Annotated in this window: 26 protein-coding genes; 6 read left to right on the top strand and 20 right to left on the bottom strand. The window is 35.0% G+C overall.

The window, feature by feature from the left end; all coding sequences use genetic code 11:
* Positions 1-72 precede the first annotated feature (72 nt).
* The 8 genes from AC4BC4_RS01245 to AC4BC4_RS01210 are packed head-to-tail and all read right to left on the bottom strand — an operon-like array spanning position 73 to position 7483.
* A complete protein-coding gene (locus AC4BC4_RS01245; protein WP_490476510.1) occupies positions 73-513 on the bottom strand; it encodes a hypothetical protein in 441 nt (146 codons plus the stop codon).
* Positions 500-1735 (bottom strand): ABC transporter permease, encoded by a 1236-nt coding sequence (locus AC4BC4_RS01240; RefSeq protein WP_490476509.1) that lies wholly within the window; start codon positions 1733-1735, stop codon positions 500-502. The genes AC4BC4_RS01245 and AC4BC4_RS01240 overlap by 14 nt, the downstream gene beginning before the upstream one ends.
* A 1-nt stretch (position 1736) precedes the next feature.
* Entirely contained in the window at positions 1737-2627 is an 891-nt protein-coding gene (locus tag AC4BC4_RS01235; protein ID WP_490476508.1) for an ABC transporter ATP-binding protein, read from the bottom strand.
* A gap of 18 nt (positions 2628-2645) precedes the next feature.
* The gene (locus AC4BC4_RS01230) at positions 2646-3359 is read right to left on the bottom strand and encodes an SDR family NAD(P)-dependent oxidoreductase (RefSeq protein WP_490476507.1); all 714 of its coding nucleotides are present in this window, start codon (positions 3357-3359) and stop codon (positions 2646-2648) included.
* A 29-nt stretch (positions 3360-3388) separates the two neighbouring features.
* A complete protein-coding gene (locus AC4BC4_RS01225) occupies positions 3389-4312 on the bottom strand; it encodes a zinc metalloprotease (protein WP_490476506.1) in 924 nt (307 codons plus the stop codon).
* Positions 4305-5540, bottom strand: a complete 1236-nt coding sequence (locus AC4BC4_RS01220) for an aminotransferase class III-fold pyridoxal phosphate-dependent enzyme (protein WP_490476505.1) — start codon at positions 5538-5540, stop codon at positions 4305-4307. Before AC4BC4_RS01220 ends, AC4BC4_RS01225 begins: the two co-directional genes overlap by 8 nt.
* Positions 5530-6279: a class I SAM-dependent methyltransferase gene (locus tag AC4BC4_RS01215; protein ID WP_490476504.1), complete on the bottom strand. Its 750-nt coding sequence runs from the start codon at positions 6277-6279 to the stop codon at positions 5530-5532. Before AC4BC4_RS01215 ends, AC4BC4_RS01220 begins: the two co-directional genes overlap by 11 nt.
* Entirely contained in the window at positions 6272-7483 is a 1212-nt protein-coding gene (locus tag AC4BC4_RS01210; RefSeq protein ID WP_490476503.1) for a hypothetical protein, read from the bottom strand. The genes AC4BC4_RS01215 and AC4BC4_RS01210 overlap by 8 nt, the downstream gene beginning before the upstream one ends.
* Positions 7484-7976: 493 nt before the next feature.
* On the opposite strand from AC4BC4_RS01210, the gene AC4BC4_RS01205 reads away from it, so the two are divergent.
* From AC4BC4_RS01205 to rpmB, 3 genes are all read left to right on the top strand, one after another.
* A complete protein-coding gene (locus tag AC4BC4_RS01205) occupies positions 7977-8108 on the top strand; it encodes a hypothetical protein (protein WP_490476502.1) in 132 nt (43 codons plus the stop codon).
* Between the two features lie 20 nt (positions 8109-8128).
* Entirely contained in the window at positions 8129-8251 is a 123-nt protein-coding gene (locus tag AC4BC4_RS01200) for a hypothetical protein (RefSeq protein ID WP_490476501.1), read from the top strand.
* A 360-nt stretch (positions 8252-8611) separates the two neighbouring features.
* Positions 8612-8800 (top strand): 50S ribosomal protein L28, encoded by a 189-nt coding sequence (gene rpmB / locus AC4BC4_RS01195; protein ID WP_010761898.1) that lies wholly within the window; start codon positions 8612-8614, stop codon positions 8798-8800.
* Positions 8801-8844: 44 nt separating this feature from the next.
* Here rpmB and AC4BC4_RS01190 read toward each other — a convergent pair whose 3' ends face one another.
* Genes AC4BC4_RS01190 through rsgA form a run of 3 tightly spaced genes read right to left on the bottom strand, consistent with a single transcriptional unit; the run spans position 8845 to position 11043 of the window.
* Positions 8845-9489: a thiamine diphosphokinase gene (locus AC4BC4_RS01190; RefSeq protein WP_438757611.1), complete on the bottom strand. Its 645-nt coding sequence runs from the start codon at positions 9487-9489 to the stop codon at positions 8845-8847.
* Complete coding sequence (gene rpe, locus AC4BC4_RS01185; RefSeq protein ID WP_438757612.1) at positions 9489-10139, bottom strand: ribulose-phosphate 3-epimerase; 651 nt, start codon at positions 10137-10139, stop codon at positions 9489-9491. Before rpe ends, AC4BC4_RS01190 begins: the two co-directional genes overlap by 1 nt.
* Before the next feature lie 13 nt (positions 10140-10152).
* Positions 10153-11043: a ribosome small subunit-dependent GTPase A gene (gene rsgA / locus AC4BC4_RS01180; protein ID WP_490476500.1), complete on the bottom strand. Its 891-nt coding sequence runs from the start codon at positions 11041-11043 to the stop codon at positions 10153-10155.
* Between the two features lie 806 nt (positions 11044-11849).
* On the opposite strand from rsgA, the gene AC4BC4_RS01175 reads away from it, so the two are divergent.
* The 3 genes from AC4BC4_RS01175 to AC4BC4_RS01165 are packed head-to-tail and all read left to right on the top strand — an operon-like array spanning position 11850 to position 12798.
* Complete coding sequence (locus tag AC4BC4_RS01175) at positions 11850-11987, top strand: hypothetical protein (RefSeq protein ID WP_490476499.1); 138 nt, start codon at positions 11850-11852, stop codon at positions 11985-11987.
* A 13-nt stretch (positions 11988-12000) separates the two neighbouring features.
* Positions 12001-12183 (top strand): hypothetical protein, encoded by a 183-nt coding sequence (locus tag AC4BC4_RS01170; protein WP_490476498.1) that lies wholly within the window; start codon positions 12001-12003, stop codon positions 12181-12183.
* A gap of 54 nt (positions 12184-12237) precedes the next feature.
* A complete protein-coding gene (locus AC4BC4_RS01165; protein WP_438756465.1) occupies positions 12238-12798 on the top strand; it encodes a hypothetical protein in 561 nt (186 codons plus the stop codon).
* 246 nt (positions 12799-13044) lie between these two features.
* On the opposite strand, the gene AC4BC4_RS01160 is transcribed toward AC4BC4_RS01165, so the two are convergent.
* Genes AC4BC4_RS01160 through AC4BC4_RS01120 form a run of 9 tightly spaced genes read right to left on the bottom strand, consistent with a single transcriptional unit; the run spans position 13045 to position 22700 of the window.
* Positions 13045-13827: an N-acetylmuramoyl-L-alanine amidase gene (locus AC4BC4_RS01160; protein ID WP_490476497.1), complete on the bottom strand. Its 783-nt coding sequence runs from the start codon at positions 13825-13827 to the stop codon at positions 13045-13047.
* Entirely contained in the window at positions 13817-14092 is a 276-nt protein-coding gene (locus AC4BC4_RS01155; protein WP_490476496.1) for a phage holin family protein, read from the bottom strand. The genes AC4BC4_RS01160 and AC4BC4_RS01155 overlap by 11 nt, the downstream gene beginning before the upstream one ends.
* Complete coding sequence (locus tag AC4BC4_RS01150; RefSeq protein ID WP_438756475.1) at positions 14092-14385, bottom strand: hypothetical protein; 294 nt, start codon at positions 14383-14385, stop codon at positions 14092-14094. The genes AC4BC4_RS01155 and AC4BC4_RS01150 overlap by 1 nt, the downstream gene beginning before the upstream one ends.
* 29 nt (positions 14386-14414) lie before the next feature.
* Complete coding sequence (locus AC4BC4_RS01145; RefSeq protein ID WP_490476495.1) at positions 14415-16079, bottom strand: phage baseplate protein; 1665 nt, start codon at positions 16077-16079, stop codon at positions 14415-14417.
* 14 nt (positions 16080-16093) lie between these two features.
* Complete coding sequence (locus AC4BC4_RS01140) at positions 16094-16267, bottom strand: hypothetical protein (protein WP_490476494.1); 174 nt, start codon at positions 16265-16267, stop codon at positions 16094-16096.
* A complete protein-coding gene (locus AC4BC4_RS01135) occupies positions 16251-16466 on the bottom strand; it encodes a hypothetical protein (RefSeq protein WP_438758782.1) in 216 nt (71 codons plus the stop codon). Before AC4BC4_RS01135 ends, AC4BC4_RS01140 begins: the two co-directional genes overlap by 17 nt.
* Positions 16467-18455, bottom strand: coding sequence for a phage tail protein (locus tag AC4BC4_RS01130; RefSeq protein ID WP_490476493.1), 1989 nt, complete (start codon positions 18453-18455; stop codon positions 16467-16469).
* A 13-nt stretch (positions 18456-18468) separates the two neighbouring features.
* Complete coding sequence (locus tag AC4BC4_RS01125) at positions 18469-19395, bottom strand: distal tail protein Dit (protein WP_490476492.1); 927 nt, start codon at positions 19393-19395, stop codon at positions 18469-18471.
* Positions 19395-22700 (bottom strand): tape measure protein, encoded by a 3306-nt coding sequence (locus AC4BC4_RS01120; RefSeq protein ID WP_490476491.1) that lies wholly within the window; start codon positions 22698-22700, stop codon positions 19395-19397. The genes AC4BC4_RS01125 and AC4BC4_RS01120 overlap by 1 nt, the downstream gene beginning before the upstream one ends.

Below are 22700 nucleotides of genomic sequence, written 5' to 3'. Positions count from 1 at the left end.
ACATTATGCTATATTATCTAATTCTAATCTATCGCTAACTTATTTGTCAACTTTTTAATAATAAAAGTTGCGTTAGTATCCTAAATTAGTTACTAACACAACCTCTATGATGAATAATTCTTCAAACAAATCCATCTTCGGATTTCTCATAGAAATCTCATCAAATCCACAATTATATTTTTTCAATTTTTTTTTAATTCTAGTTAAAATTTTTAAATCTCTATTTTCATTATATTTTTTTAATACAAAAATGTAATGCTTAGAAGCATCCAGTTCTTCAGCTTGTTCGCTTTTGTATACGAGTATATTGCCTTCCGCTATATCTTTATAAAAAATCTTTCCTTCTATTAGAAAGATAACTCTATAATTATTCTTTTTAAGTTCTGATTTTATTTTGTCCAGCAATTTAAATATCTCAAAAAAAATAATTTTTTCTCCATTTGCCTGTTGAATCATTTCAAGCATTTTATACGGAATTTCAGTGACAAAATTGCCTGTCTCAATTTTGAGCATAATACTTTCCTGATTTAAATGCTTTTTTCAAAATAGTTGTAATTTTGTCGCCACTATAGATGAATACACCGCCTTGATAAACGCTCTTCCCCACTAACGCTAAAACGATAGTTGCTCCTAAATTAATTCCCATAGCAATGACGAACGTAGCCATCGTTGCATCACCAAGCATATATCTTGCATACATAACAATAGGTGATAAAAAGGGTAAATAGGATGAAATTGCGATGACTTGGTTACTTCCTACTCCAGTTGCCATAATAATTACCATAAATAAAGCAATAAACAGCGGAATAATCAAAATATACATTAATTGTTGAACTTCTTGAACTGAAGATACCAATGATCCTAAAATTGCAGCTGTCACTGAATAAATCAAGTACCCCAAAATAAAACAAACTACAGCTAGTACAATTGCTTGTCCATTTTTCCCTTCACTTAAAAACTTAAACATTCCAGTGCTGTCGCCAAATATTTTATAGGAGACATAGGCAGAGATTCCGATAGCTGTACCTTGGGTTAAGCCTACCATACCAATACCAACTATTTTCCCTACTAAATGATGAACTGGTGTGATTGTTGTCAATAAAATTTCCATTACTCTTGAACTCTTTTCTACAGCAATATCCTGCGCAACCATCGTAGAAAAGAGCATCACTGCCATATAAAGCACAAATCCTACAACATAGACTAACAGTAGTGTTTGCCCGGAACTATCTTGATCTCCATCTAATGACTCAATAGGTAAATTCGTGCTTGCATTCAAAAATTCTTGTTGTGTTTCATCTAAATTTAACTGATGTAATTTAATTGATTGATTCAGGACAGTTACTAATGTTTGCAACTGTTCAGAAACATTATGCTGCACAGCACCTTGATAATAGATCCTACCTTGATATAAGCCCGCCTCATTTTTGTCTAGCATCAATACTGTTTTGCTATCAGCATTTTTCAAATCTTTCTCCGCCTCTGCCAACGTACTACCGCCTTTAACAAAAGAAACATTTAAGTCTGCTCCTACTTCTTGTAAAGCAGAAATAACTTGTTTGTCTTTTGACACCACGAGAACATTATCTTTGTTCGGCTCTTCACTCTTAAAAATACCTTCATAATTCATTCCAAAAAAAGTACCAAAAGCCAATACAAACAGCATAATAATAAACACTTTTGACTCTACTTTTTGTTTATATGTTTCAACTGCAATCGTCAACATATTTTTCATATTATTCACCTACCCTTTCTAAAAAGATATCATTTAAGGAAATTGGTTCAATTCTAAATTGTTGGATATTTTCAGATTGAAAAATAAATTGTTGAATTTTTTTCGCAACAAATTTATCTTGTGTATAAAACGAAACAATATTATCACTTTCCTGATAGGACTCAATTGCGAACTCTCTTTTTAATGCTTCTCTTTCAAAATCTGCTTGAATGGTAATTCTTCGTTTGTCCATGCTATCCTTAATTTCTTGTAAATTACCACTCAAAAGAACTTCTCCTTTTTTGATCATACAAATATTTTCACAAATTTCTTCTACATTTGCCATTTGGTGAGAACTAAAAATAATCGTCGATCCACTTTCTTTTAAAAAAAGAATGGCCTCCTTTAATTGGTTGGCATTGATCGGATCCAACCCAGAGAATGGTTCATCCAGTATAATAAGCTCAGGACTATGAATGACTGACGCAATAAATTGAATTTTTTGCTGATTCCCCTTAGAAAGCTCGTTGATTTTGCGATCTAAATTTTCTTGAATTTCAAAAAAATTTAACCAAAATTCAATACTTTTTTCCACTTCTTTTTTATTCATGTTACGCAATTTTCCAAAAAAAGCTAATTGCTGCTTAACTGTTCTTTTTGGATATAAACCGCGTTCTTCCGGAAGGTATCCTATTTTCGCAGTATCAAATCGATTTATTGAGTTCCCTTTCCATTTAATTGTTCCTTCATCAGGAGTGTAAATTCCTAAAATATGTCTAAAAATCGTTGTTTTACCCGCACCATTCGCGCCTAAGAAACCATAAATTTCACCTTCTGGAATAGTTAGGTCAATTTCTTTTAATATTTCTCGTTCACTCATTGTTTTTTTTAGTTGTTTGATTTCTAAGCTCATTTTATTTACCCCTTTCATTTAAACAATTGTATAACCATAATCTACAATTATATTTTGTCCTCGAATCGCTTTGCTGTAGTCTGATAATAGAAAATCGATGGTTCCTACTACATCTTCTAATTGTACAAATTTTTTCAAAGGAATTTTTTTTAATAGCCTTTTACCTTCGAAAGAATCCGTCAATAATTCTTCATTACTCTGATTTAAAATATACGATGGAGAAACAACATTCACTTTAATATCCTTTTCATTATCCGCTTCAAAATCCAGTGTTAGATTTTTAGCTAATTGGATAAGTGCTGCTTTTGAGGGTCCATAGTCTATTCGATGCTCATGACCGACTACACCATTTTGCGAACCAATAAGTACAATTGAAACCTTCTCCTTAAAAATGGGATAAAGTTCTTTGATCATAAATACAACCGACTTTAGATTTACTGAAAATGTTTTATCCCATGTCTCTTCATTAATACTATAAAAACTCTGGATAGGATTGATTCCAATCGAGAAAATGATAGCGTCCATCTTAACAGACTCTCTTTCAAGCTCTACTTTCACTTGCTTTATACTCCATAAGTCTGTAACATCAGCTACAAATTCCTTATGCAACGCTTCTTCACTATGATCGCCTTTTACCTTATCAATACCCCAGAATTGATATTTCTTTTTATTCATTTGAATATACGATCGTCCTAAGTAACCGGCAGAGCCAACAATCAATACATTTTTCATACATAATCACCCTTTCCTTATATCCATCTTCAAAAGAAAATTTGTATAATCTGCGTTAATCCGTTAATCAATACGTATGTAATGACAATAACGTTAAACATAGCTAGTAGTAATTCAGAAACCTTTATTGACTTATTTTTCCTTTTAATCCAATTTTTAAAAGTGAACATATAGTCTTCGGATCCAATCAATAAATTGATTATCCAATAACCATCTGTTTTTATAAATGGAACTAGGTTAATAACAATATTCAAAATATTTAAGAAAAATAACATTAAAAGGAAATCCGATGTTTTAACTAGCATAACTGTGCATAGTATTCCGCTAATGATCAACTGTGTTTGAACACCTGCAATCATGATTTTTAATTGTTTTCTCTTTGAAAGGTGATCCATAAAGTTTACATTTGTATAAAACATAAATAAGAAAAAATATCTTAGTAAGAAACCAAAACGAAATTTATTAGAAGTAATGTATTTTTGATAATAATAATAATGACCTAATTCATGAAATATAGTAATCACAATTTGGCTGGCATATAAGCCAAACAACATCAGCCAATTAAATTCAGTGATTCCCGCCGTATAGCTATTGAAACCTTTTTGAAGGAAAATAGGTAGTAGTAACACACCTATTAATGTAAAAAGTTTACACAGCATCAAGGTATATCTGGAACTCATAAAATTTAGAAATGTTGAAAAAAATTGTTTTGGAATACTAAACCCTTTTAATTTAAATTCCAAAAACTTTTTCTTCCCTGATCCAAAAATAAATTTATCAATTGCCGGATCATTGTGATTATTATCAGACTCATATGTTTCTAGATAAGCAATCATTTCATTAGTTGTTTTGACCATCCGCTCATTTTTCGTATTGAAAATGTAGACTTCTTCATCACACTGTACATATTCAAAAAGAACGTGCTGCACTTTCAATTGTTGTACATTAAGCATATGATTTCACCACCTTAGCGATCAATTTTATTACCTGTGCTATTTTTCTAGAATCTGAATAATACGATGGCATCAGTGTAAGTCCATTATCTTCAGATGAATTAAAGTATTGATAACATAAAATTCCTGCCTGTTCTAATGCATCAATAATCAGTTGTAGCGCTGAAGGATTATTTATCGTTATTGCGAACATGCATCCCACTCCTCTACACGCAATATCCTGTTCTTTCAATCCCTTAACAATGATTTCATTTAATTTTTGTATGTTTTCTGAAACTTCTGCTTCATTTTTTTGATAGTAATTCAAGGTTTCATGTGCGCTAATTATTCCAAGTAGATTTCCATTTTGCGTAGAAAAATGTTCTAAGTTTTCATTTTTCAACTTTTTAGTAAGATCGTTAGACAATAAAACCGTTCCAAAAGGCAAAACACCGTTATTGATTCCTTTGCTAAGATTGATCATATCCGGTTTAAAATTTAGATAATGGAAGAAAAAACGTTTTCCTGTTCGATAAAAACCTGTAGCTACTTCATCAAAAACGATCGTAATCTCGTTTTGCTTCAATAATTTTCCTAGTTTATTCATAAAAGGAACCGAAGGAATTTTCACCCCTGCTGATCCTAAAATAGGCTCAATAATCATTGCACTATACTCATAATGGTGCTGTTCAATATATGTTAGCAGTTCTTCTTCTTCAGATTTATTTTCTGGAAATTTAATAAACTCCATATTACTTAGTTTAGGATTATAAACTTGGGTAACTTCCTGATCCAAACCACTCACTGACATACCACCCCAAAAAGTACCATGATATCCTTTCGAAAAAGCAAGAGTTTTTACTTTTTGCTTATTGATTTGTCGCGATAATTTCAGAGCTAACTCAGTACATTCAGATCCGCTATTTGTATAAATAAGCTGCTTATAGTTCCCGTCAACATCAACAAATGTGCATAGTTTTTCCGCATACTCTTGATAAAGCGGATGATGAAATGAGTGAATATCTAAATAGGTTAGATTCGTTGACAATTGCTCATTCAATCGCTGTTTAATAGCTTCATACAACTCTGTTTTATAACCCAAATTCACATTCCATAGTCCACTTCTAAGATCTATAAACCGTTTTTGATTTTGATCAAAGACATATTCGTCTTCTGCTCTTATCGGCGCTAATTTATTATTATTTACAGACGAAATATCCCCCATTGGAACTACATAATTATATTTCATCATTTACTACCTCCATCATGACATAGCCCATATGACATCTTAAAACGTGAGGTGTATAGCCAGACGTTTCACACAATTCATTCACTTGTTCTACTGAATAGATATTCTTAACTGAATATCCTAATTTTCTTTCTCCAGCAGTTGTTTTTGTATAAATGTTATAGATAAACTGGTTTTCTTTTACAAAGTTTCCTGACATAAATAATTGATCATCAACCTTATCAACAGAAACTTTCTCATGCAACTCCTCTATGCACTCTGGGCTGAGAAAATCAAAAAGAATCTTGCCCTTACTTGTTAATAATTGTTTGGCATTCTTTAAAAATATTGAAAAAAATTGTTCATTAAACAAGGAAACCGACGTAGCTGGAATAATGATACAGGTATACTTTTTGGGATGTTCGAAATACTGAATATCTTCAATTCCTCCGACATACACACGACTTTTTTCTTCTTCATTTAAAAAAGCCAGCATTTCTTCTTCAGGCTCAATACCATAGATTTCAATACCATGTTTTAGTAATGGCTTTAAGACTCGTCCATTTCCTGTACCGATTTCTAATATCCGGTCATTTTCATCAAAACTAGTTAAGTAATAGTCTAAATCTCCGTTCATGTTTTCTTGCGCAATAGCCTCATAATAACTGGCAAATACCGGCTCTCGATAAATATTATTCGTGATTTCTATTCCTTCCTTTAATTTTGATTTGAATGTACCAAAAAATAGCGTTTCATACACTTAGCATCAACTCCTTTTGTTCTTCAATCACTTCATCTGTTATTTCATTATTTTTATTTTTCGCTAGCTCCGTACATCCCTTAACCTGTGCTTCAAATATCTCCACAAATAACTGGTTTACTTCAAATGTCCGATTGCTTGGGGTATGAAAAGCTAAGTAACCCTCGCTAGTTGATAAAACGATCCATTCACTTGGATATGCTTCTGAATAAATTGCTTCAAATTGATTGTCATTGAACGGTGTAATAAAGAATAATTTATTGTCTTTTAGGGAAAGTGCAAGACTTATCAATAGTGGAAATACTTCATATAAACCATTTTTTTCTTGTTTTTGATTTAGTCCGCTTTTAGCTAATTCAAGTTCTGAAAAAGAACGGCTGATATCACTAAATAGTTTTTTTGTTCGTCTATAATCTAAATAAATTCCATCTTCAAATATGAATAATCTTCGTTCTAATCCAAGAGATAACATATCAGAATAATCAATTATGCCATTTTTACGTTCTTGCCAAGTAATTGTCCCCATCCGGCTAAATATTTCGAATTGCTGATTTAGCTTTTCCTCTGACAATTCTTCTAATTCATCGTCTTTCACAAATGTATTTAAAGAGTCTTTAAATACAACTACACCAGGAATATTCCTATCTAATTTTTCCCAGACACTTTGAGACTCTTCAATATACACTCCATGATTGATTGCACAATTCAGATAAATGGACGGATGTATATTACCTAGGTCCACCACATTTTCAAAATATAAATGTTTAATTAGGTTCTTTCTAAATATTCTAGGGTAGATACCAGTAAATAGTGCCATTACACCATTTTTTAAGATAACTTCTGAAGGCTCATCTGCTTTTTCTTTAGAAGCTAATTTTTTTCTATCAATCAATTGTTCCATTGTTTCATCTGACGCTTCATTGATAGATACAAAATGAAATTTTGTCCCTTCACTAAATTTGTTAAGAAAATCAACAATTTTCGGTAGACGAACAGACTTCGATAAACTAATAAATACATAATCTGTATAGTCCTGAAATTCTGTATAGTCCATCAAATCTATGAAACTATTTGTATCATACTCATATGTATCAAAACTTAACTCTTCTAGTAAACAGTTGTCTTTTAATACATCTGATAGCTTCACATCGTTTACGCTTCTTAATACGTGATTACTTTCTTCCACTAATGTCATTCCGATCATTTCGATCACTCCTTTTATTTATCTGCTTTCATTATATGTATGAATTCATGGTAATGAGCACCTTTTCTTAAATCCATTTATTCTTGGCTTTATTGTTTTGTTTTACGTTCAGGAATACCTAAACGTTAGGTAAAACGGATAGGATATAGAAATAAGATATGAGGAATAAAGAGAAGTGAATGAATAAATTAGCCTATACTTTAAGTGTGCACAACAACAAACAAAAAAATAAAAGAAGAGGAGATAAGAAGTATGAGCAAGATTAAATTTGAGGAAACAAACAGTAAAGTACTAAATGGTTTTTGGCAGGGTGTTGGTGTTGGAATAGGTATTGGCGCAACTGTCGGTGGTGTAATTATTTTAACTTAACAAATAGAACTAGAATAAATCAGGAGGTGACAATTATGAAGTGGATTTTACCAACCCTCCCCCCTATCTGGATTTGGCGTTTTTATTAATTAATACAAAAATTGAATCGAAGGAGAAATATATAATGAAAAAAATTGAATTCAGAGAAGTAGACAAAAAAGTATTAAACTCACATGGAACTGATTTTTGGACTGGTGTCGGTATTGGTGCTGGTGTTATTGCGGCTGGTGCAGGACTTGCAGCTGTATTGACTTAATTTACGAGGAGGAAATCAACATGACAACTATTAAAATGACTGAGTGTACAGGAAGAAATTTAAATTGTGGCTGGTGTATGGGTGCTGGTGCACTTGCTGGTGCTGCCGCATCCGTTGGTGTAGGAATTATTATTGTAACTTAACAAGATAAAAATTATTGAAAGTAGGTGTTTCTGTATGAATCAAAAGTATATACCCACGTTACTTGGCTTAATCTTCCTACTTGTCGCAGCAACTATTTTGATTAAGCCCTTGCCTGTGAAAGCTGTAATGGCTATTGTTACAGTTATCTGCAGTGGCTACTTTTATCAGTTTTGTACTTCAATAGTTCATAACAAAAATAATTAGTGTAAAAAGTTGGTTGTCACTAAAATTAAGTGACAACCAACTTTTTACTGTATTTGAGTAAATTCCTCTTGCAAAAAACTGCTTTCTATGATAAATTAATTTAGTATGAGCTGAAAACTATCGCTCCGAGATCAAAGCAAAGGAGGAAACTAAAAATGGCAAAAGTATGTTATTTTACTGGTCGTAAGACAAGCAGCGGCAATAACCGCTCACATGCAATGAACGCTACTAAACGTACTGTTAAACCTAACTTGCAAAAAGTTCGTGTATTAATAGACGGTAAACCTAAAAAAGTTTGGGTGTCAACTCGTGCTTTGAAATCTGGTAAAATCGAGCGTGTTTAATAGAACGTAATCAAAAAGCTGAACGGCATGCCGTTCAGCTTTTTTTATTGTTCATCTCGACTTTGAATAACGGCAATCATTCCTGTATCAAATGAAAACCCAGCTGTTTCGCCTATAAACTCATTACTCGCGTATGAAGTTGGAATTGCGACATCCACATGATTTAAGAGATATTTACTTTCAATTAAAGTTAGGTTTTTAACAGGCGTTAAACAACAATACGCCAGGTAGTTCATCGTAGTTTCTCTTTTTACCACATAGCTTCCAGGGAGATAATAGCTGATACTGTTTAGATGATCTTTAACATTTATTTGCCGAGCAAACTCTTGAAATCTTGGTTCTAAAGGCAGCCATAGATTTGCTAGAAAGTGATCCAGTCGGCCGCCAGTCGCGCCTATGATCATGACTTTGGATTCTGGAAATTTTTTCATTACCAGCGCCAAAGCCAGCTGCGTATCCGTATCATCTTTTTCGGCTTGTGCCTGTACAACTTCTTTTGCTTGTTCTTGGACTACTTGCTTCTCATCATTCGTTAAAGAATCAAAATCACCAACTGCTAAATCTAACGTCCAGCCCTGTTCCAAAATATATAAACTTCCTCGATCGATTCCTACAATGTAATCAAATCTCTCTGAATTTAGTTGCGGCCACTCATCAGGCGAACCACCTGCTACAAGAAGAATTTTCATTAATCTAACACAGCTCTCAAAGCAGCAATACGATTTTTAGGACTTTCTGAATCATAAATATAAGAACCTGCTACAAAAACATTCGCACCCGCTTCTTTACAACGTTTAGCTGTCTCTGGAACAATTCCTCCATCGACTTCGATATCATACGTATAGCCTTTTGATTCTTTCCATTCTTTTAATTGCGCAATTTTATCCAACGAACTTTCAATAAATGATTGTCCACCAAATCCAGGATTCACTGTCATGATCAACACTTGATCAACTAAATCCAACACATACTCAATCGCAGACAATGGCGTCCCAGGATTGATCACAACACCCGCTTTCACACCAGATGCTTTAATCATTTGAACGGCACGATGGATATGCGGCGTTGATTCGGCATGGACAGTGATGATATCTGATCCAGCTTTCGCAAATGCTTCAATATAGTTTTCTGGTTGAACGATCATCAAGTGAACATCCAAAGGTAATTTGGTCACTGGTCGGATCGCGGAAACAACGTTAGGTCCAAGTGTGATATTCGGCACAAATTGACCATCCATTACATCCACATGAATGTAGTCCGCCCCTAATTTTTCGACTAATTGAATATCTCTTTGTAGATTGGCAAAATCGGCACTTAAAATTGATGGTGCTAGTTTCATGAAAGTCACTCCTTTATTTTTTCTTATAAATTGGTCTACGATTTTCTATTTCTAGTAAAAATTGCAGGTAATTATCATAACGCGATTGCGCGATTGTTCCTTCTTCTACACATTTTTTCACTTCACAGCCTGGTTCTTTACGATGCATACATTCACGAAACTTACATGATGACGAGACTTTTACAAATTCCGGAAATTGTTTAGGCAGCTCTGTTGCTTCCATTTCTAAAAAGTCGATCGAACTAAAGCCTGGCGTATCTGCAACTAAGCCATCATACAAAGGAAGCAGTTCTACATGACGAGTAGTGTGCTTTCCCCGGCCTAAAGATTCAGAAATTTCATCGGTTACAAGTTGTAAATCGGGAGAGATTTTGTTTAGTAAGGTTGATTTCCCAGCACCTGATTGACCCATAAAAACAGACAAACGTTCTGGAAAATACTGTTCTAAAGTCCGAACGGCTTCTTCGTCATTCGCTTTTGTCGCAGCGATTACAGGATACCCAATTTCTCCATAAACCGTTTTGACATCAGCTACACTTACAGCTTCGGTACCTTTCAACAAATCAACTTTTGTCAAATAAATGATTGGGGAAATGCCTTTATCTTCTAATGTCACTAAAAAACGATCCATTAAATTGTATGAGAAATTAGGTTCGATCATACTCATGACAACCACGCCTTGATCCACATTTGCTACTGGCGGGCGCACCAGCTCGTTATGCCTAGGGTAGACTTCAAGCAAATAGCCATCGGTTGGATTATCACTTTCAAACATGACTTCATCCCCGACTAGCGGGGTGATTTTTCGATTTCGAAAATTCCCACGGGCCCTTGTTTGAAATGTTGCCCCATCTGCATAAATGTAGTAAAAACCACTTAACGCTTTTCTGATTTGACCTTTCACATCATCAGCTCCTATCTAAAACGAATATACACGATAGTTCCTTTATTATCAATGAAAATCTACAAAATAACAAAAATGAATCCTTTAGAAAAAGACTTGCTTCAAGGTCAAAAACAGGGTCAAAAAAACTAGCGTTACAAAATGAAATTTAGTAAACAATTTAATATTCTGTTCGCTTTACAACGCGAACGTACATTCGTATAATTGATTTATCAAAATTGGCGGTGTATAGATGTGGATAAAAACAGCTATGTAGGTGTTGTTACCAAAATAAGAGTAATTAAGTCTTTTCCTAATATGTTGGTTCGATTTACTTTAAAAACGAATACAGCTAATATTAACTGTCTTGTTCATAACAAAGACTTAGCTAACCTTATATTGTTTTTAGATGAAGATAAATTTGAACTTGCTACATTCGGACATTACAATAGAAGGAATCAGTTTGTTATAGAGAAGTTTACCATCAGAAATCCGAACAGTTTCATACGCGAATTCGTTCTTAAACCATTATCAAAAATAGCTTAGTCCCTGCTAAAAAAAGTGGGGATTTTTTCTGTTATAAATTGAAGAGATGTGTTGACTTTCAATACTACATGTAGTATATTTATATTTGTAAGGGAGATATCCTTTAACACTAAATGAAAGGAGTAAGATATGAAATGGAAGCATAGAAAAAAGAGAACTCATAAATCAGAATTGACCTTCGAAATCAACTTTCTGATATTTAAGTTCTCATACAAGGTTAGCTGGGGAGATTAACTCCCCCTAGCTTTTATACTTCCATTATATCATATCAAGTGCATAAAATGAAGATAGGCGAAAAAAAACAATGGAAAAAAGGCAAAAGTACACTTACCCTTGAACGGATCAAATTCGATTGGAAAGCATTGATAGTCTGGCTTGCACTCATCGGCGTTGCAGCATGGTTTATCTGGTTTAAATAAGGAGATGTATATATTGAAAGAAAAAACATCCCAAGCAGAAGCTAACAAACGGTGGGAAGAAAAAAACAAAGAACATTCAAACTACTTAAAAAGTAGAAGTGCCGCACGGTCATTCATCCGTAACAAGTCAACAATAGATGACCTAGCCGAACTTGAACAACTGATCGCAGAACGTAAAAACGAGTTACTAGTTTAATCTTAACGTTTTGTTTGGTATACTTATATAGAAAATTACATTAGGAGGATTATTATGAAAAAAGTGATTTACGGAGTTTTATTAATATCTGTATTTGGGCTTACAGCTTGTGGGAATAATGAAAAAGAAACGTCTTCTAGTAGTAAAGTTGAACAGTTAGAATCGAGAGTTAAAGATTTAGAGAGTAGTTCTAGTTCCGATGATAAGCACATTGATAGGACAAAGGATGAAATACTATCAGAAATTAAGTCAGATGCAAATAAAAAAATAGTGTCTGCTTTTATCGATAATGGGTTAAATGTTTACAATAATGGGACAGTTGCAGTCTTAGAAACGGAGAATACATCTAATGATATCCCAGAGTACTCTCCCGTTTATACGATGAATTTTGCGGAACAGAACAACGACCCTAATTTGTATTTTACGATCTCTATATTCGGTTCCCTAGAAGATTTAAACTCAGCCTACGACCTTAAAAGTAGTGAAGAATATGATTACTATTTATCAAAAAATGATCATATAAATGCACTAATGATTGGAGAAGCTGTTAAAAAATCAGATGAAACTGAAAATATTTTCAACAAATACAAAAAAGTCTTTGAACAAATCCAATAAAAAACAAGCCTACCTCAAATGAATGAGATAGGCTTTTTATTATTTACAACTATTCTACAATTTTGATTGTATTTAACAACCATATTTACTTATTGCAACTATTATACAATTTTCGGTTAATTTTGCAACCAAATATTGAATAAATGTTTTTCTTATGTACCGCCCTCCTAATTATTCAGGAGGGGCTATTTTACTACTTATTAACCAACTTAATCTCAACTGCTTCAATGCCTTTACGTTGTCCAATTATCCTATAGTCTTTTGTAGTTCTGTAAAGCTTTCTACTGTTTTAATTTGTTCGCTACCTTTTTTCCAACTCTTGTACTCTTTACATGTTTTACCCGTAGCATTTTTAACTATCGCCTTAAAATGAGTAACTTTTGCATTATTGTTTAGATAAAAACGTTTATTCCCCCACACACCATACATTTCTTTGCCTACATAATAAATAAACATTCCGATCACTCCTAATTCGATTTTTTGTTGTGGTTTTTCTGCTTCATTTGTTGCTTGTCCAAATCCATTTACTAAATCTTTTTCCAGTTGGCTAGCTGTTATACCCCACTTATTCAAATAAGGGTATGGATCAATATGATCACTCTCGTTTTCTGGCTGATTATAGGTACAATACATATGTGTTTTTATTCCTTCTAAACTCGAATTATCAAGAGTTTTAGGGATCTTAGCTTCATCAGCTAACTGTCTAGCCAATTCTACCCATTGCCTATAATCTCGATTAAATTCTTCTCGTGTCTTGTGGCTCTCTATTAATTCAAGTGCAGCATACGTTTCATAATTCCAACCCCCACCAACATCGTAAGCACCTCGACCTGTTGGGGCTGTTTGGATCACACGACCATTACCAACAACATGGGTATAATAACCACTATTAATATCTTTACGGTTCATGTAGTCTGCTTCATTTTGAGCAGTGCTGTTTGGATTAGCGGTACTGTGTAAATGAATCTGTCTGTATGGATTATAGCCAAGTGTTGGCAAACCTAACCTAACTTGCTTTTCAATGTTCATCTTCGTCATCCTTTCGTTGTTCGATTAAGTGACTAAACAATTGATGCAATCCTGTTGAAGCAAGACCGCTCAAAGCGCCATAAACAATGTTTTCCAAGCTTACGCCTTGATTTGCTACACAACCTAAAAAAGCCCCCAAAAGAGCTAAAACAGTTGGGATATATTGATTACTTACTTCGTCTAGCCATTTGATATGTTTGATGCAATACCCCACAATTAAACATGCAAGGACTACGATTGCAATATAGTATTGTTCTAAATCCATTATTTTTCTCCTCCTTCTATTTTGTCTATTCTTCGGTGAGCTTGTTTAGTTGATTGCTCAACAATAATCAGTCTTTCTCGGCTTTCCTTGTTTTCTTCTCGTATTGTCTTTAAATCATTTTCAATTCTCGTAACACCATTATTAATATTGCGAAGATCAACTAACATGCCAGTAGCTTCTGCAGCTTCTTTTTTATCTTCTGATTTTTGGTTTCTGCGATAATTAACCAAGCCAAAATAGATACTTGCACAAATGGATGCCACTGTTAAAAGCACCATAATTTCAATTTTCATATGTCACCTACTCTCTAAATATGTTTTAATTAAGCTGTTCGTACCCACATATAAGTAGTGACATATGGAGGTAAATTGTTATGTGCTTGACCGCCACCAGCTCCCTTAGTATTAACGTCACCTGATTGAGTACCTGATCCAGCATTATTATACCCACTTGATCGATTCACCGTTGTTGCATTACCATTCCCGACCTCATAAGCATGAGTGTGGTTTGGCATTTCTGCCACGATTAACGTATGAGCTTTTTCTCCACCTGTTTTACCAGAAGAATTGAAAACGGGATCGTTCTCATCAACACCGATTAAGGTCTTACCTATTGCGTAACGTTCCCATATTCCCCCAAATAGACTAGCAGGATCATTTTCATTTATACTTGTATAAATAGCGCCGACTGGATAGGTTAAATTTAACACCATTGCTTTTACAGCTTGTACTGTTTTCAGTGGTGTCATATACTTTGCATCACTTGCTCCCGATTGAGCCTCAGACTGCGTGGCGATATCATAATTTTTAACGTTGCCTAATCCTATTTTTTCTTTAGTCACATTTTCTTCTATAGCAAAATCAATATCAGTTTGCTTTGCAAAACCAGAGGCAGTTAGTATATTTTGTGCATCAACAGTTAGTTCCAGTTGCATTCCGCAATAATCCATGTCTAAACTTGAGGAACTTACTCCGTTTGAAGCATCTGTATAGCTCGTTTGATAAACGTAACCATCATCTGTAATGAAGTTTTTATCATTGATTTGAACAGTAAAGTCGTTTAATTCTGAAGCTGTTTCTTGAATTTGAGAGGTCCATGAATTTGTTGATTGTACAAACGTGGACACTTTTAAATTTTTATTATTGGGAGAGGTAGCTTTTGCCCGCGCACTGATAGTGAGTGCGATAAAGTTATTTTTTATTTGTGTTGCCGCTTCTGTTCGGTTTAATTTTTCATAGATTTGCGGGGCTAATTTTTTTGCTGTTTCTACAACATCAAACACACCCATCTGTTGTGGAATTACCCCACTTTGTGTCGAACCAGTAGTAACTCCTGAATCATCACGACTGGCCAACTTGTTATAGTCAGCTTGCGAAACCTCATTCCAAGTGTCAGATGGTTTTTTTAGTGTTTTTGCAGTAAAATCAGAAAAATATTTATGTGGATTCGTTGTCGTATTCCCTGCTGTTTTCCCATTAAAATCCATCATTATTTTTACGTTTGTATTACCAGAAAAAAGTGAAAGTCCATTCGCTTTTGTCATTCGATCGTTAAAATCCATTTGCAATCGAGTTGCTAGTGTAGGGCGTTTTACACCCTGCGTATCTGTACGGGCTTGTACAATCTCAGGATTACTGTCTCCTGATTCAGCGACTAATTGATCAAAATCATTTCGCAACGTATCAAATTCTTGTTTATTATTGTTCGCCGTAGATACCGCTTGACCTGCAGTAGTGATTGCTGTTTGCGAATTGGTAAGGGCTTGGTCAGCCGTAATATTAGCTTGTTTCCCTGCTTCGGTTGCAATACTTATAGCTTCTTGTCCTGCTTCTTGCGCTATTTCTTTTGAATCCTTAATTCCTTTTTCAAGTTCACTTTTATAACTATCTACTTTTTCTGACGATGCATTTGATTGATCTAAAATAGCATTAATCTTTTTACTCCCTTGGTTGAGCGTGTCTGTTTCTTTAATTTGTTCAACTGCCATACGGTCTCACCCCTTTATTCACCATCAATATATTCAATGGTAGATTTTTGTAAAATTTTATTCCCGATCTTGATAAATGGTGTACCGCTGTCGATTAGTTGCTCAAAATAATCTTCTAGCGTTTTTCCTGACTTATCATTAACAACAAACGATTCTATATTACTAATTAATTTAATTTTTAGTTTCATTATCTTTTTCCTCCATTACTAGATCGACAATTTCAATCAACACAACTTCGCTTACTCTTATTGTTACGACATCTACAGCCTCGCAAAATGCTTCTTTGCAAGCTAAGATTTTATTTCGTACTTCTTTCGCTTCTTTTGCTTTTTCAAAATAAAGTTGAACATGTACCCCATTTTTTAAAGTAATCACTAAATTTTTCATTTAAAATTGTCCTCCTAATTGCGATTGGATAAATACACGACAAATAACCTGCGCTTCAATACGTGCAAGTTTGTTTGGTTTAATCTGGATAGTGTGTCCTCCTCGAGAGATTTTACCAGTACTCGTTTTCCGCAGATAATCTACAATATTTAATCGCTGTTGGCTTGTTTCATGGTGCGGAATTGTCTTCCCATCTACGACTATATCTACTCTATTAGCACTCTCAGAAGCTTCATAGATTCCCCATTCAAGCGGGTGTGTGTGATCTGGCAGAGTGATTTGGTGCGTGTGACTTGGAATCGATATACTGTGTGTATGATTCGGAATACTCACGTTAAAATTATGGGTGTGGTTAGGTATACTGATATTAAAGTTATGAGAATGGGCAGGAGTACTGACTGTATGAGAATGATTATCTGCAGCTTCCTGTGTAATTAAATCTCCTGACATCGAAACTGATGGTAGAATAAATCTAAAGTCACCCCCAAAACTTCTGTACATCCTTCCAGAACCAACACTAGTATTAGGTCCTATATTTTCAACAAAGCCTGCGACCACATGCCTATGACTACCATTCGCACTACTCGTCTGTGTACTCTGACCATTCACACTACTAGTAGAACCACTTGAATAACCTCCACCGCCGGAAGTGGTTGAACCTGACGAGTACCCACCGCCAGACGAACTAGAAACAACACTACCACCGCCTGCAGAGGTAGAAGTAACTCTCGCACCTCCACCTTTTACAGCTTTAGTATACCCTCGATATTTCTTAGTCTTAAATGTTAATTCCACTGTGTTTACATGAAAAACGTCATCATCCAGATAAAACTCGATATTCGCTGGATAGGCTGCTTCACAGTTATCTTGATAACTGTAATTCAAAATGTTTGTCGCACCTTGGGAATAGGTTTCGTTTATTTGTTGCTTGCGTCCAAGGTCTGACATCGTAGTCGTGATATCATCTTTGAGATTACCTAACTCTAAATCAATATTCTGTGGTGCGCCAAATACATCTTTCTTTGTTTCTTTTTTGATCCTGAGATTCACACTGCCTACTTCATTTGTATTGATCATTGCAATACCGCCATTACGCAGTTTATCTATGATTAATGGATCATCAGTTAATTTAGTCAAGTCTGAAGCAGTAACTGACCAAGTAACCTTCGGTATTGACCATTTCCGCAACATGTTGATAGCATTGTCTTTTAAAGATTGAGGGATTGTAAAACGTTGATCAGACCAAATGTACTCAACCAGTCCATATTTCTTTATTGATGCTACATCTTCCACATAAGGTATATTTTTATTAACCGATTTTATATTAATTTGATTGATTCCTTCACCAGAACCTAAAGGATATACACGATTAATCAAATTTTTAGGATCTCGTTCAACTTCAAAACCCTGCATGTTATAGCCTTCTTGTATTCTGGCAACTACTTCAGTTTGTGGTTTAACTAATGATAATTCAAATGGATATACTTGAGTGTTCCATTCCCACACATAGTCTTCGTCAAAAGCTGCAGGAATACTGAAGAGAGCGTCTGCTAATCCATTCTCATTTTCCCAAGCATATGAAAAGTATCGAGTAAAATCGCATTTTTTAAGTACCCAGTGTTTCGTTGTTTGCATGCTCAACAAATATTTGATCACATCAACAGTTTTGTAATTTACTATTTCATGGTATCCGAAAAGCACACTATCCAGCAGTGTGCTTACTGCATGTATCGCTCTATAGCTGACTGTGTTATTAGTCGCATTTTTTTGAATAGTAGATGGCATGATTCTGTATAAACCAATGTACTCATTTTCATTGTCAGTTAATTCTACCCATAATAATTCCTGAAGAAAATCGTTCTTTGTATCATCCAGAGGCATTGTAAACTCAATACAGCCAATTTGATTTTCAATTTTTTCGTAACTGACATTATAGGCATTTTCTAATATTGCTGTATATTCTCGTTTGAGATTCATTGCCATGAGCATAGTATCATCTCCTTTACAAGTATCTATTTGGGTATTCAATAGTTAAACTAAAATCACTATCTTTTGCCTGGATATAAAGTGGCTCTTTTGGATAAATATAAAAGTCATTCATAGGACGAATCATTGGTTTGTCGTCTTTGGTGATATTAAATGTTTCAGTATCGATAACGATAACTGCATTATCAAAATCGCCCAAATCTACCGTATCATTTCTTGTTTTTATCCAAACATCTCTGCCTGTGCCTTTTATAGTAATGGTAGGTTTTACTTTTAGTCCTTCAACTGTTGGGTAAATTTCAATTGGTTTGATCTCATCTCCATTATCTCCCATTAAATATGAACGATTCTGAAAAGTTATCATCGAGGAGCCCCAATAAGCTCCACCTTCAATTATTATCGGTAAGTCAACAGCACCTGACCCTGTGTTTCCCATTAAATAATTCGATTGAAAGGTGATTGTAGTTGATCCCCACATAACAGAGGTTGCATCACTCTTCGTATATTTATATGGATCACTAAGTTTAATTACAAAGGAACCGATAACTTTATTTGTACCTTCTTGGACGTTAGAAACCTGTGCCTTGCTTCCTTTCCATAGCATTTCCGGTTCATCATTAAACCAAATTTCAACATCTTTTTCACTGAACAGCGCAACATTCAAACGATTGAATAAATCACGGAAGTCTTCATCAGTAGAAGCGATTAAAGCGTATTGGATTGTGAGTTCTCGATCAGGGATCCGTGCATAAACATGTCTTTTCCCATCTCGTATGCCTAGTTGGTAGCTCTCAATTTCGGTAGACGCTAACTCTCTACCAGAAACTGACAAAGTACGATAACCAGGCACAAGTTCTTCCAAAAAATTTCCATTGAAGTTCATTGCTTCTTTTGGAATACTATTTTTTTCAGGAGTTTCGATTGTATCAATAAAGTTATACATTAGATCCTCCTTCCTAAAGATGTACTTGTTTTATTATTAATGCCTTGTAATTCAGAAGCCATAAATGTTGCAGTTTCTTTTGCGATTACTTTGCCATCAAGTATTGACTCCACTCTCACGTAAAGAGCCTGATTATTTTTAAATTGTGTTTGATCAGGTTGAATTATTGAATTTTCTTGTGCAATCATCGCAGCATTTGACAAAGCTCCACTTGCTTGATTTACCATTTTCGCACTTTTTTGCATCCCTATAGCTAGACCTTCGCCAACAAATCCTCCAATTTTCATCATTACTCTTGATGGCGAGTGAATATCCAAAGCTTTTCTCATAGTATCTGCTACACCATTAGCAATTCTATTTGCATTGCTAATTGCTGTTTCTCCAGCTTGGTTTATTCCTTCAGCAAATCCCTGCATCGTGTAATTTCCTATTGAATTAAATTCGCTAGGTAAATTCTCAACTGATGCTTTCAGCTTATCTGCAATATTCTTAATATTATTGACAGGTTCACTTTCCCTGTCCCGAATACCTTGTGCTAGACCGTCTGCTACGTATCTACCATTTTCCGCCATAACTCGTGATGGAGAATGAATTCCTAGAGAATTTCTCAGTTGTTCATCGACAGAACTACCCATTTTTTCCGACGCTTTACTAGCAACGCTTGAATTTTCATTAATACCTTGTGCTAACCCATTTGGAGCTTCTTTCCCAGATTGATAAAGTTTAGGCTGTAAATTTTTTAATGGGTCAGTAGCTTTATTGACTAGTCCTTTTGAAGCTTCTTCAACCCCACTTGAACTTTTTTCAATATCATCTTTTAGTGTCCCAGTGATTCTTCCACCCAAAGTGAAGAGATCGCTTGATTCAAATTTCTGTTTCGTTCCTAAAGAGGCCTTATCAACAGTCTTGCTCATTTCATCGACAAAAGGTTGTGATCCTTCACCAGCTGTCCTTACCATCGCCTCATTAGCAGCTTTTACACTGTTTGAATAAGTATCACTAAGAACTTTTAGCTCTTCATCACTTCGATTAACCAACTCTGCTGCTTGTTGAGCACCAGCCGGTCCCATCTTCTCTAACTGAACGATAAGCCCTTGATCGACGCCTCTTTCAGCTAATGTTGCTATATTTGTAGACCATTGTTGGACTGCTTCAGCATTCTTGTTCAAGTTTTCGACCATCTGTTCCAAGCTGATGGCTTGTTTTTGCTCAATGGCATCAAATACACTTGTAGTTTTTTCTCGTAATGTATCATATTGTGATTGCATAGCATCAAAAGCTGTTTTCTGTGATTCAGTTAAATCATTGTAATTCACCTTTTGTTGCTCGACCATTTGATTTTGAACCAATGTTAATTCTTCTGCACTAGCCTTCAAACCATTATTTCTCGTAATCGTTGCTTGTGTTATCTGTTCTTCAATAGTGTTTCGATTCTCTTTAGCAGTGGTTAGGGCTTCTTCAGTGTTTTTAATTTCGTTTCCCCAAGTGATGAATTTTTTGTCCACCTCTTGTTTTGCTTCCTCTGCTTTTTTCAAATTTTCAGTAGCTTCTGTTCTCTTCTGCTGGAGTTCTATTAATCGTTCTTCAGCGGCATCACCTAAAGCCTGCTTTTCCTGTAAATCAAGGCGTTTTTGTAATTGCTCATTACTCATTGCAATGCCGTCAGTCTCTTCATTGTAGGCTAATCCAAGCCCTTGAACTTTGCTATTCAACTCATCTACTTTAGTTTTAAGTAATTCTTTTGTTTCAGCAGATTTATTTTCCTGAGTGGCCAAATCGACAACTTCATCTTTCAATTGCTTATTCAATTCACTTTGTACTTTGGTTTTCTCTATCCCTTTATCATATGAAGCTGATGATTCTTCTAAAGAATTTTTCATATCATCTTGAGCTTTTTTCAATTCTTTAGATTCTTTAGTATTTTTGTTGTACATCCACATTAAAGCAGCTCCTGCAGCGGCAACCACACCCATTATTATTCCTACTGGACCTAACGCAGCATATAAGCCCTTTGTTGCAGCAGAAGCTAATGTTGTTGCTCCCGAAAAAGCTGTTTGCGCCACTGCACCGATGGTTGTTTGTCCTGCTAATAGTTGATGTGCCGTTTTAAGACCTGTAATAACCGTGGTAACAATGGCTCCTACACCCTTCACAGCTAATTGTGCAACTTTGAATAAAACCGTACTACTTTCAGCTTTTTTCATGGCAGTATCATACGCAGCCATCGAAATGCTAGAGGCTATTGTGGCTGTGTTTAACGTTCCCATCATCGCTGTAACCGTACCGATAACTTTCATAGTACCCATTGCTGTTGCAACACCAGTCGCCGCTATTGCGAGTGTACCCAATAAAGGCGTTAATGATCCGATTGTTTTGAATAAAGAAGAAAAAACAGGCGTAACAAGCTCGATAGAACTTATCACTCCTTTAAATGCAGTATTGATTCCTGCTTTCATCTTATCGAAAATGCCCATAATCCCATCTGCATTTATTCCAGAATCTTTTACAAATTGGTCTAATGCCTTAATCACATTGGCAACACCTTTGGTGACAGCATTTCCCATATTCTTAAATGAGGTTCCGATTCCTTTTGAATTTGCTCTTGCAAGTTCTGCAAAACCACCGACACCATCATTTAACTTAATGATCTCGTCGTTAAATTGTGTAACGCTTATTTCTCCACTTTGCAGTGCTTTATATAAATCTTGAGTAGATGCACCCGCACCAAGCATAGAGGTAGCTGTTTTATCCAAACCGATGCCCATAGTATCTTGTAACGTTCCCCAAACATCCATATCGACTTTACCTGAACGCAACATTTTTAAGTATTGTTCAGTCCCTCGTGCTGCTTTATCACCACTTGATCCACTGGCTAACAGGGCGTTGTTTAAGGCAATTGTACTTTCAGAAGCCTTGTCTGCATCTCGAAAAACTAAAAACATTTGTTGAGCTGTACCCGTAACTTCATCTAATGTAGACGGTAAACCATCGATCCCGTCTGAAAGTATCTGCATACCGCTTTCAGCTTCTTCAGCACTAGCCCCCAACGACTGCAGAACAGTAGGATATTGATTCAACGTATCAAACCGTTTGATAGCACTTCCTAATGAATTAGTGATTGCTGATACTCCCATATCAACTAGCTTAAAAACACCAACACCTTTTGCAATATCCATAATACTGGTATTAGTTTTTTTCATGCCATCGTCTAATTTATCTGTGGTTCCTGCTGCTTCGTTCATCTTGCTAGTAAAATCTTTATCTACCGCAGAAAGGACGGCTTGTATACTATATGATTCAGCCAT

This window comes from Enterococcus sp. AMC1086 (assembly GCF_058216575.1).
The sequence above is the reverse complement of the archived record's forward strand: the minus strand, read 5'-3'. Positions and strand labels throughout refer to the sequence as shown.

What these genes read in the sequence shown, in the direction of transcription:
- AC4BC4_RS01245 (WP_490476510.1), bottom strand. Translation starts at nt 513, where the DNA reads ATGCTCAAAATTGAGACAGGCAATTTTGTCACTGAAATTCCGTATAAA.
- AC4BC4_RS01240 (WP_490476509.1), bottom strand. Translation starts at nt 1,735, where the DNA reads ATGAAAAATATGTTGACGATTGCAGTTGAAACATATAAACAAAAAGTA.
- AC4BC4_RS01235 (WP_490476508.1), bottom strand. Translation starts at nt 2,627, where the DNA reads ATGAGCTTAGAAATCAAACAACTAAAAAAAACAATGAGTGAACGAGAA.
- AC4BC4_RS01230 (WP_490476507.1), bottom strand. Translation starts at nt 3,359, where the DNA reads ATGAAAAATGTATTGATTGTTGGCTCTGCCGGTTACTTAGGACGATCG.
- AC4BC4_RS01225 (WP_490476506.1), bottom strand. Translation starts at nt 4,312, where the DNA reads ATGCTTAATGTACAACAATTGAAAGTGCAGCACGTTCTTTTTGAATAT.
- AC4BC4_RS01220 (WP_490476505.1), bottom strand. Translation starts at nt 5,540, where the DNA reads ATGAAATATAATTATGTAGTTCCAATGGGGGATATTTCGTCTGTAAAT.
- AC4BC4_RS01210 (WP_490476503.1), bottom strand. Translation starts at nt 7,483, where the DNA reads ATGATCGGAATGACATTAGTGGAAGAAAGTAATCACGTATTAAGAAGC.
- AC4BC4_RS01205 (WP_490476502.1), top strand. Translation starts at nt 7,977, where the DNA reads ATGAAAAAAATTGAATTCAGAGAAGTAGACAAAAAAGTATTAAACTCA.
- AC4BC4_RS01200 (WP_490476501.1), top strand. Translation starts at nt 8,129, where the DNA reads ATGACAACTATTAAAATGACTGAGTGTACAGGAAGAAATTTAAATTGT.
- rpmB (WP_010761898.1), top strand. Translation starts at nt 8,612, where the DNA reads ATGGCAAAAGTATGTTATTTTACTGGTCGTAAGACAAGCAGCGGCAAT.
- AC4BC4_RS01190 (WP_438757611.1), bottom strand. Translation starts at nt 9,489, where the DNA reads ATGAAAATTCTTCTTGTAGCAGGTGGTTCGCCTGATGAGTGGCCGCAA.
- rpe (WP_438757612.1), bottom strand. Translation starts at nt 10,139, where the DNA reads ATGAAACTAGCACCATCAATTTTAAGTGCCGATTTTGCCAATCTACAA.
- AC4BC4_RS01175 (WP_490476499.1), top strand. Translation starts at nt 11,850, where the DNA reads ATGAAGATAGGCGAAAAAAAACAATGGAAAAAAGGCAAAAGTACACTT.
- AC4BC4_RS01165 (WP_438756465.1), top strand. Translation starts at nt 12,238, where the DNA reads ATGAAAAAAGTGATTTACGGAGTTTTATTAATATCTGTATTTGGGCTT.
- AC4BC4_RS01160 (WP_490476497.1), bottom strand. Translation starts at nt 13,827, where the DNA reads ATGAACATTGAAAAGCAAGTTAGGTTAGGTTTGCCAACACTTGGCTAT.
- AC4BC4_RS01155 (WP_490476496.1), bottom strand. Translation starts at nt 14,092, where the DNA reads ATGGATTTAGAACAATACTATATTGCAATCGTAGTCCTTGCATGTTTA.
- AC4BC4_RS01150 (WP_438756475.1), bottom strand. Translation starts at nt 14,385, where the DNA reads ATGAAAATTGAAATTATGGTGCTTTTAACAGTGGCATCCATTTGTGCA.
- AC4BC4_RS01145 (WP_490476495.1), bottom strand. Translation starts at nt 16,079, where the DNA reads ATGGCAGTTGAACAAATTAAAGAAACAGACACGCTCAACCAAGGGAGT.
- AC4BC4_RS01140 (WP_490476494.1), bottom strand. Translation starts at nt 16,267, where the DNA reads ATGAAACTAAAAATTAAATTAATTAGTAATATAGAATCGTTTGTTGTT.
- AC4BC4_RS01135 (WP_438758782.1), bottom strand. Translation starts at nt 16,466, where the DNA reads ATGAAAAATTTAGTGATTACTTTAAAAAATGGGGTACATGTTCAACTT.
- AC4BC4_RS01130 (WP_490476493.1), bottom strand. Translation starts at nt 18,455, where the DNA reads ATGCTCATGGCAATGAATCTCAAACGAGAATATACAGCAATATTAGAA.
- AC4BC4_RS01125 (WP_490476492.1), bottom strand. Translation starts at nt 19,395, where the DNA reads ATGTATAACTTTATTGATACAATCGAAACTCCTGAAAAAAATAGTATT.
- AC4BC4_RS01120 (WP_490476491.1), bottom strand. Translation starts at nt 22,700, where the DNA reads ATGGCTGAATCATATAGTATACAAGCCGTCCTTTCTGCGGTAGATAAA.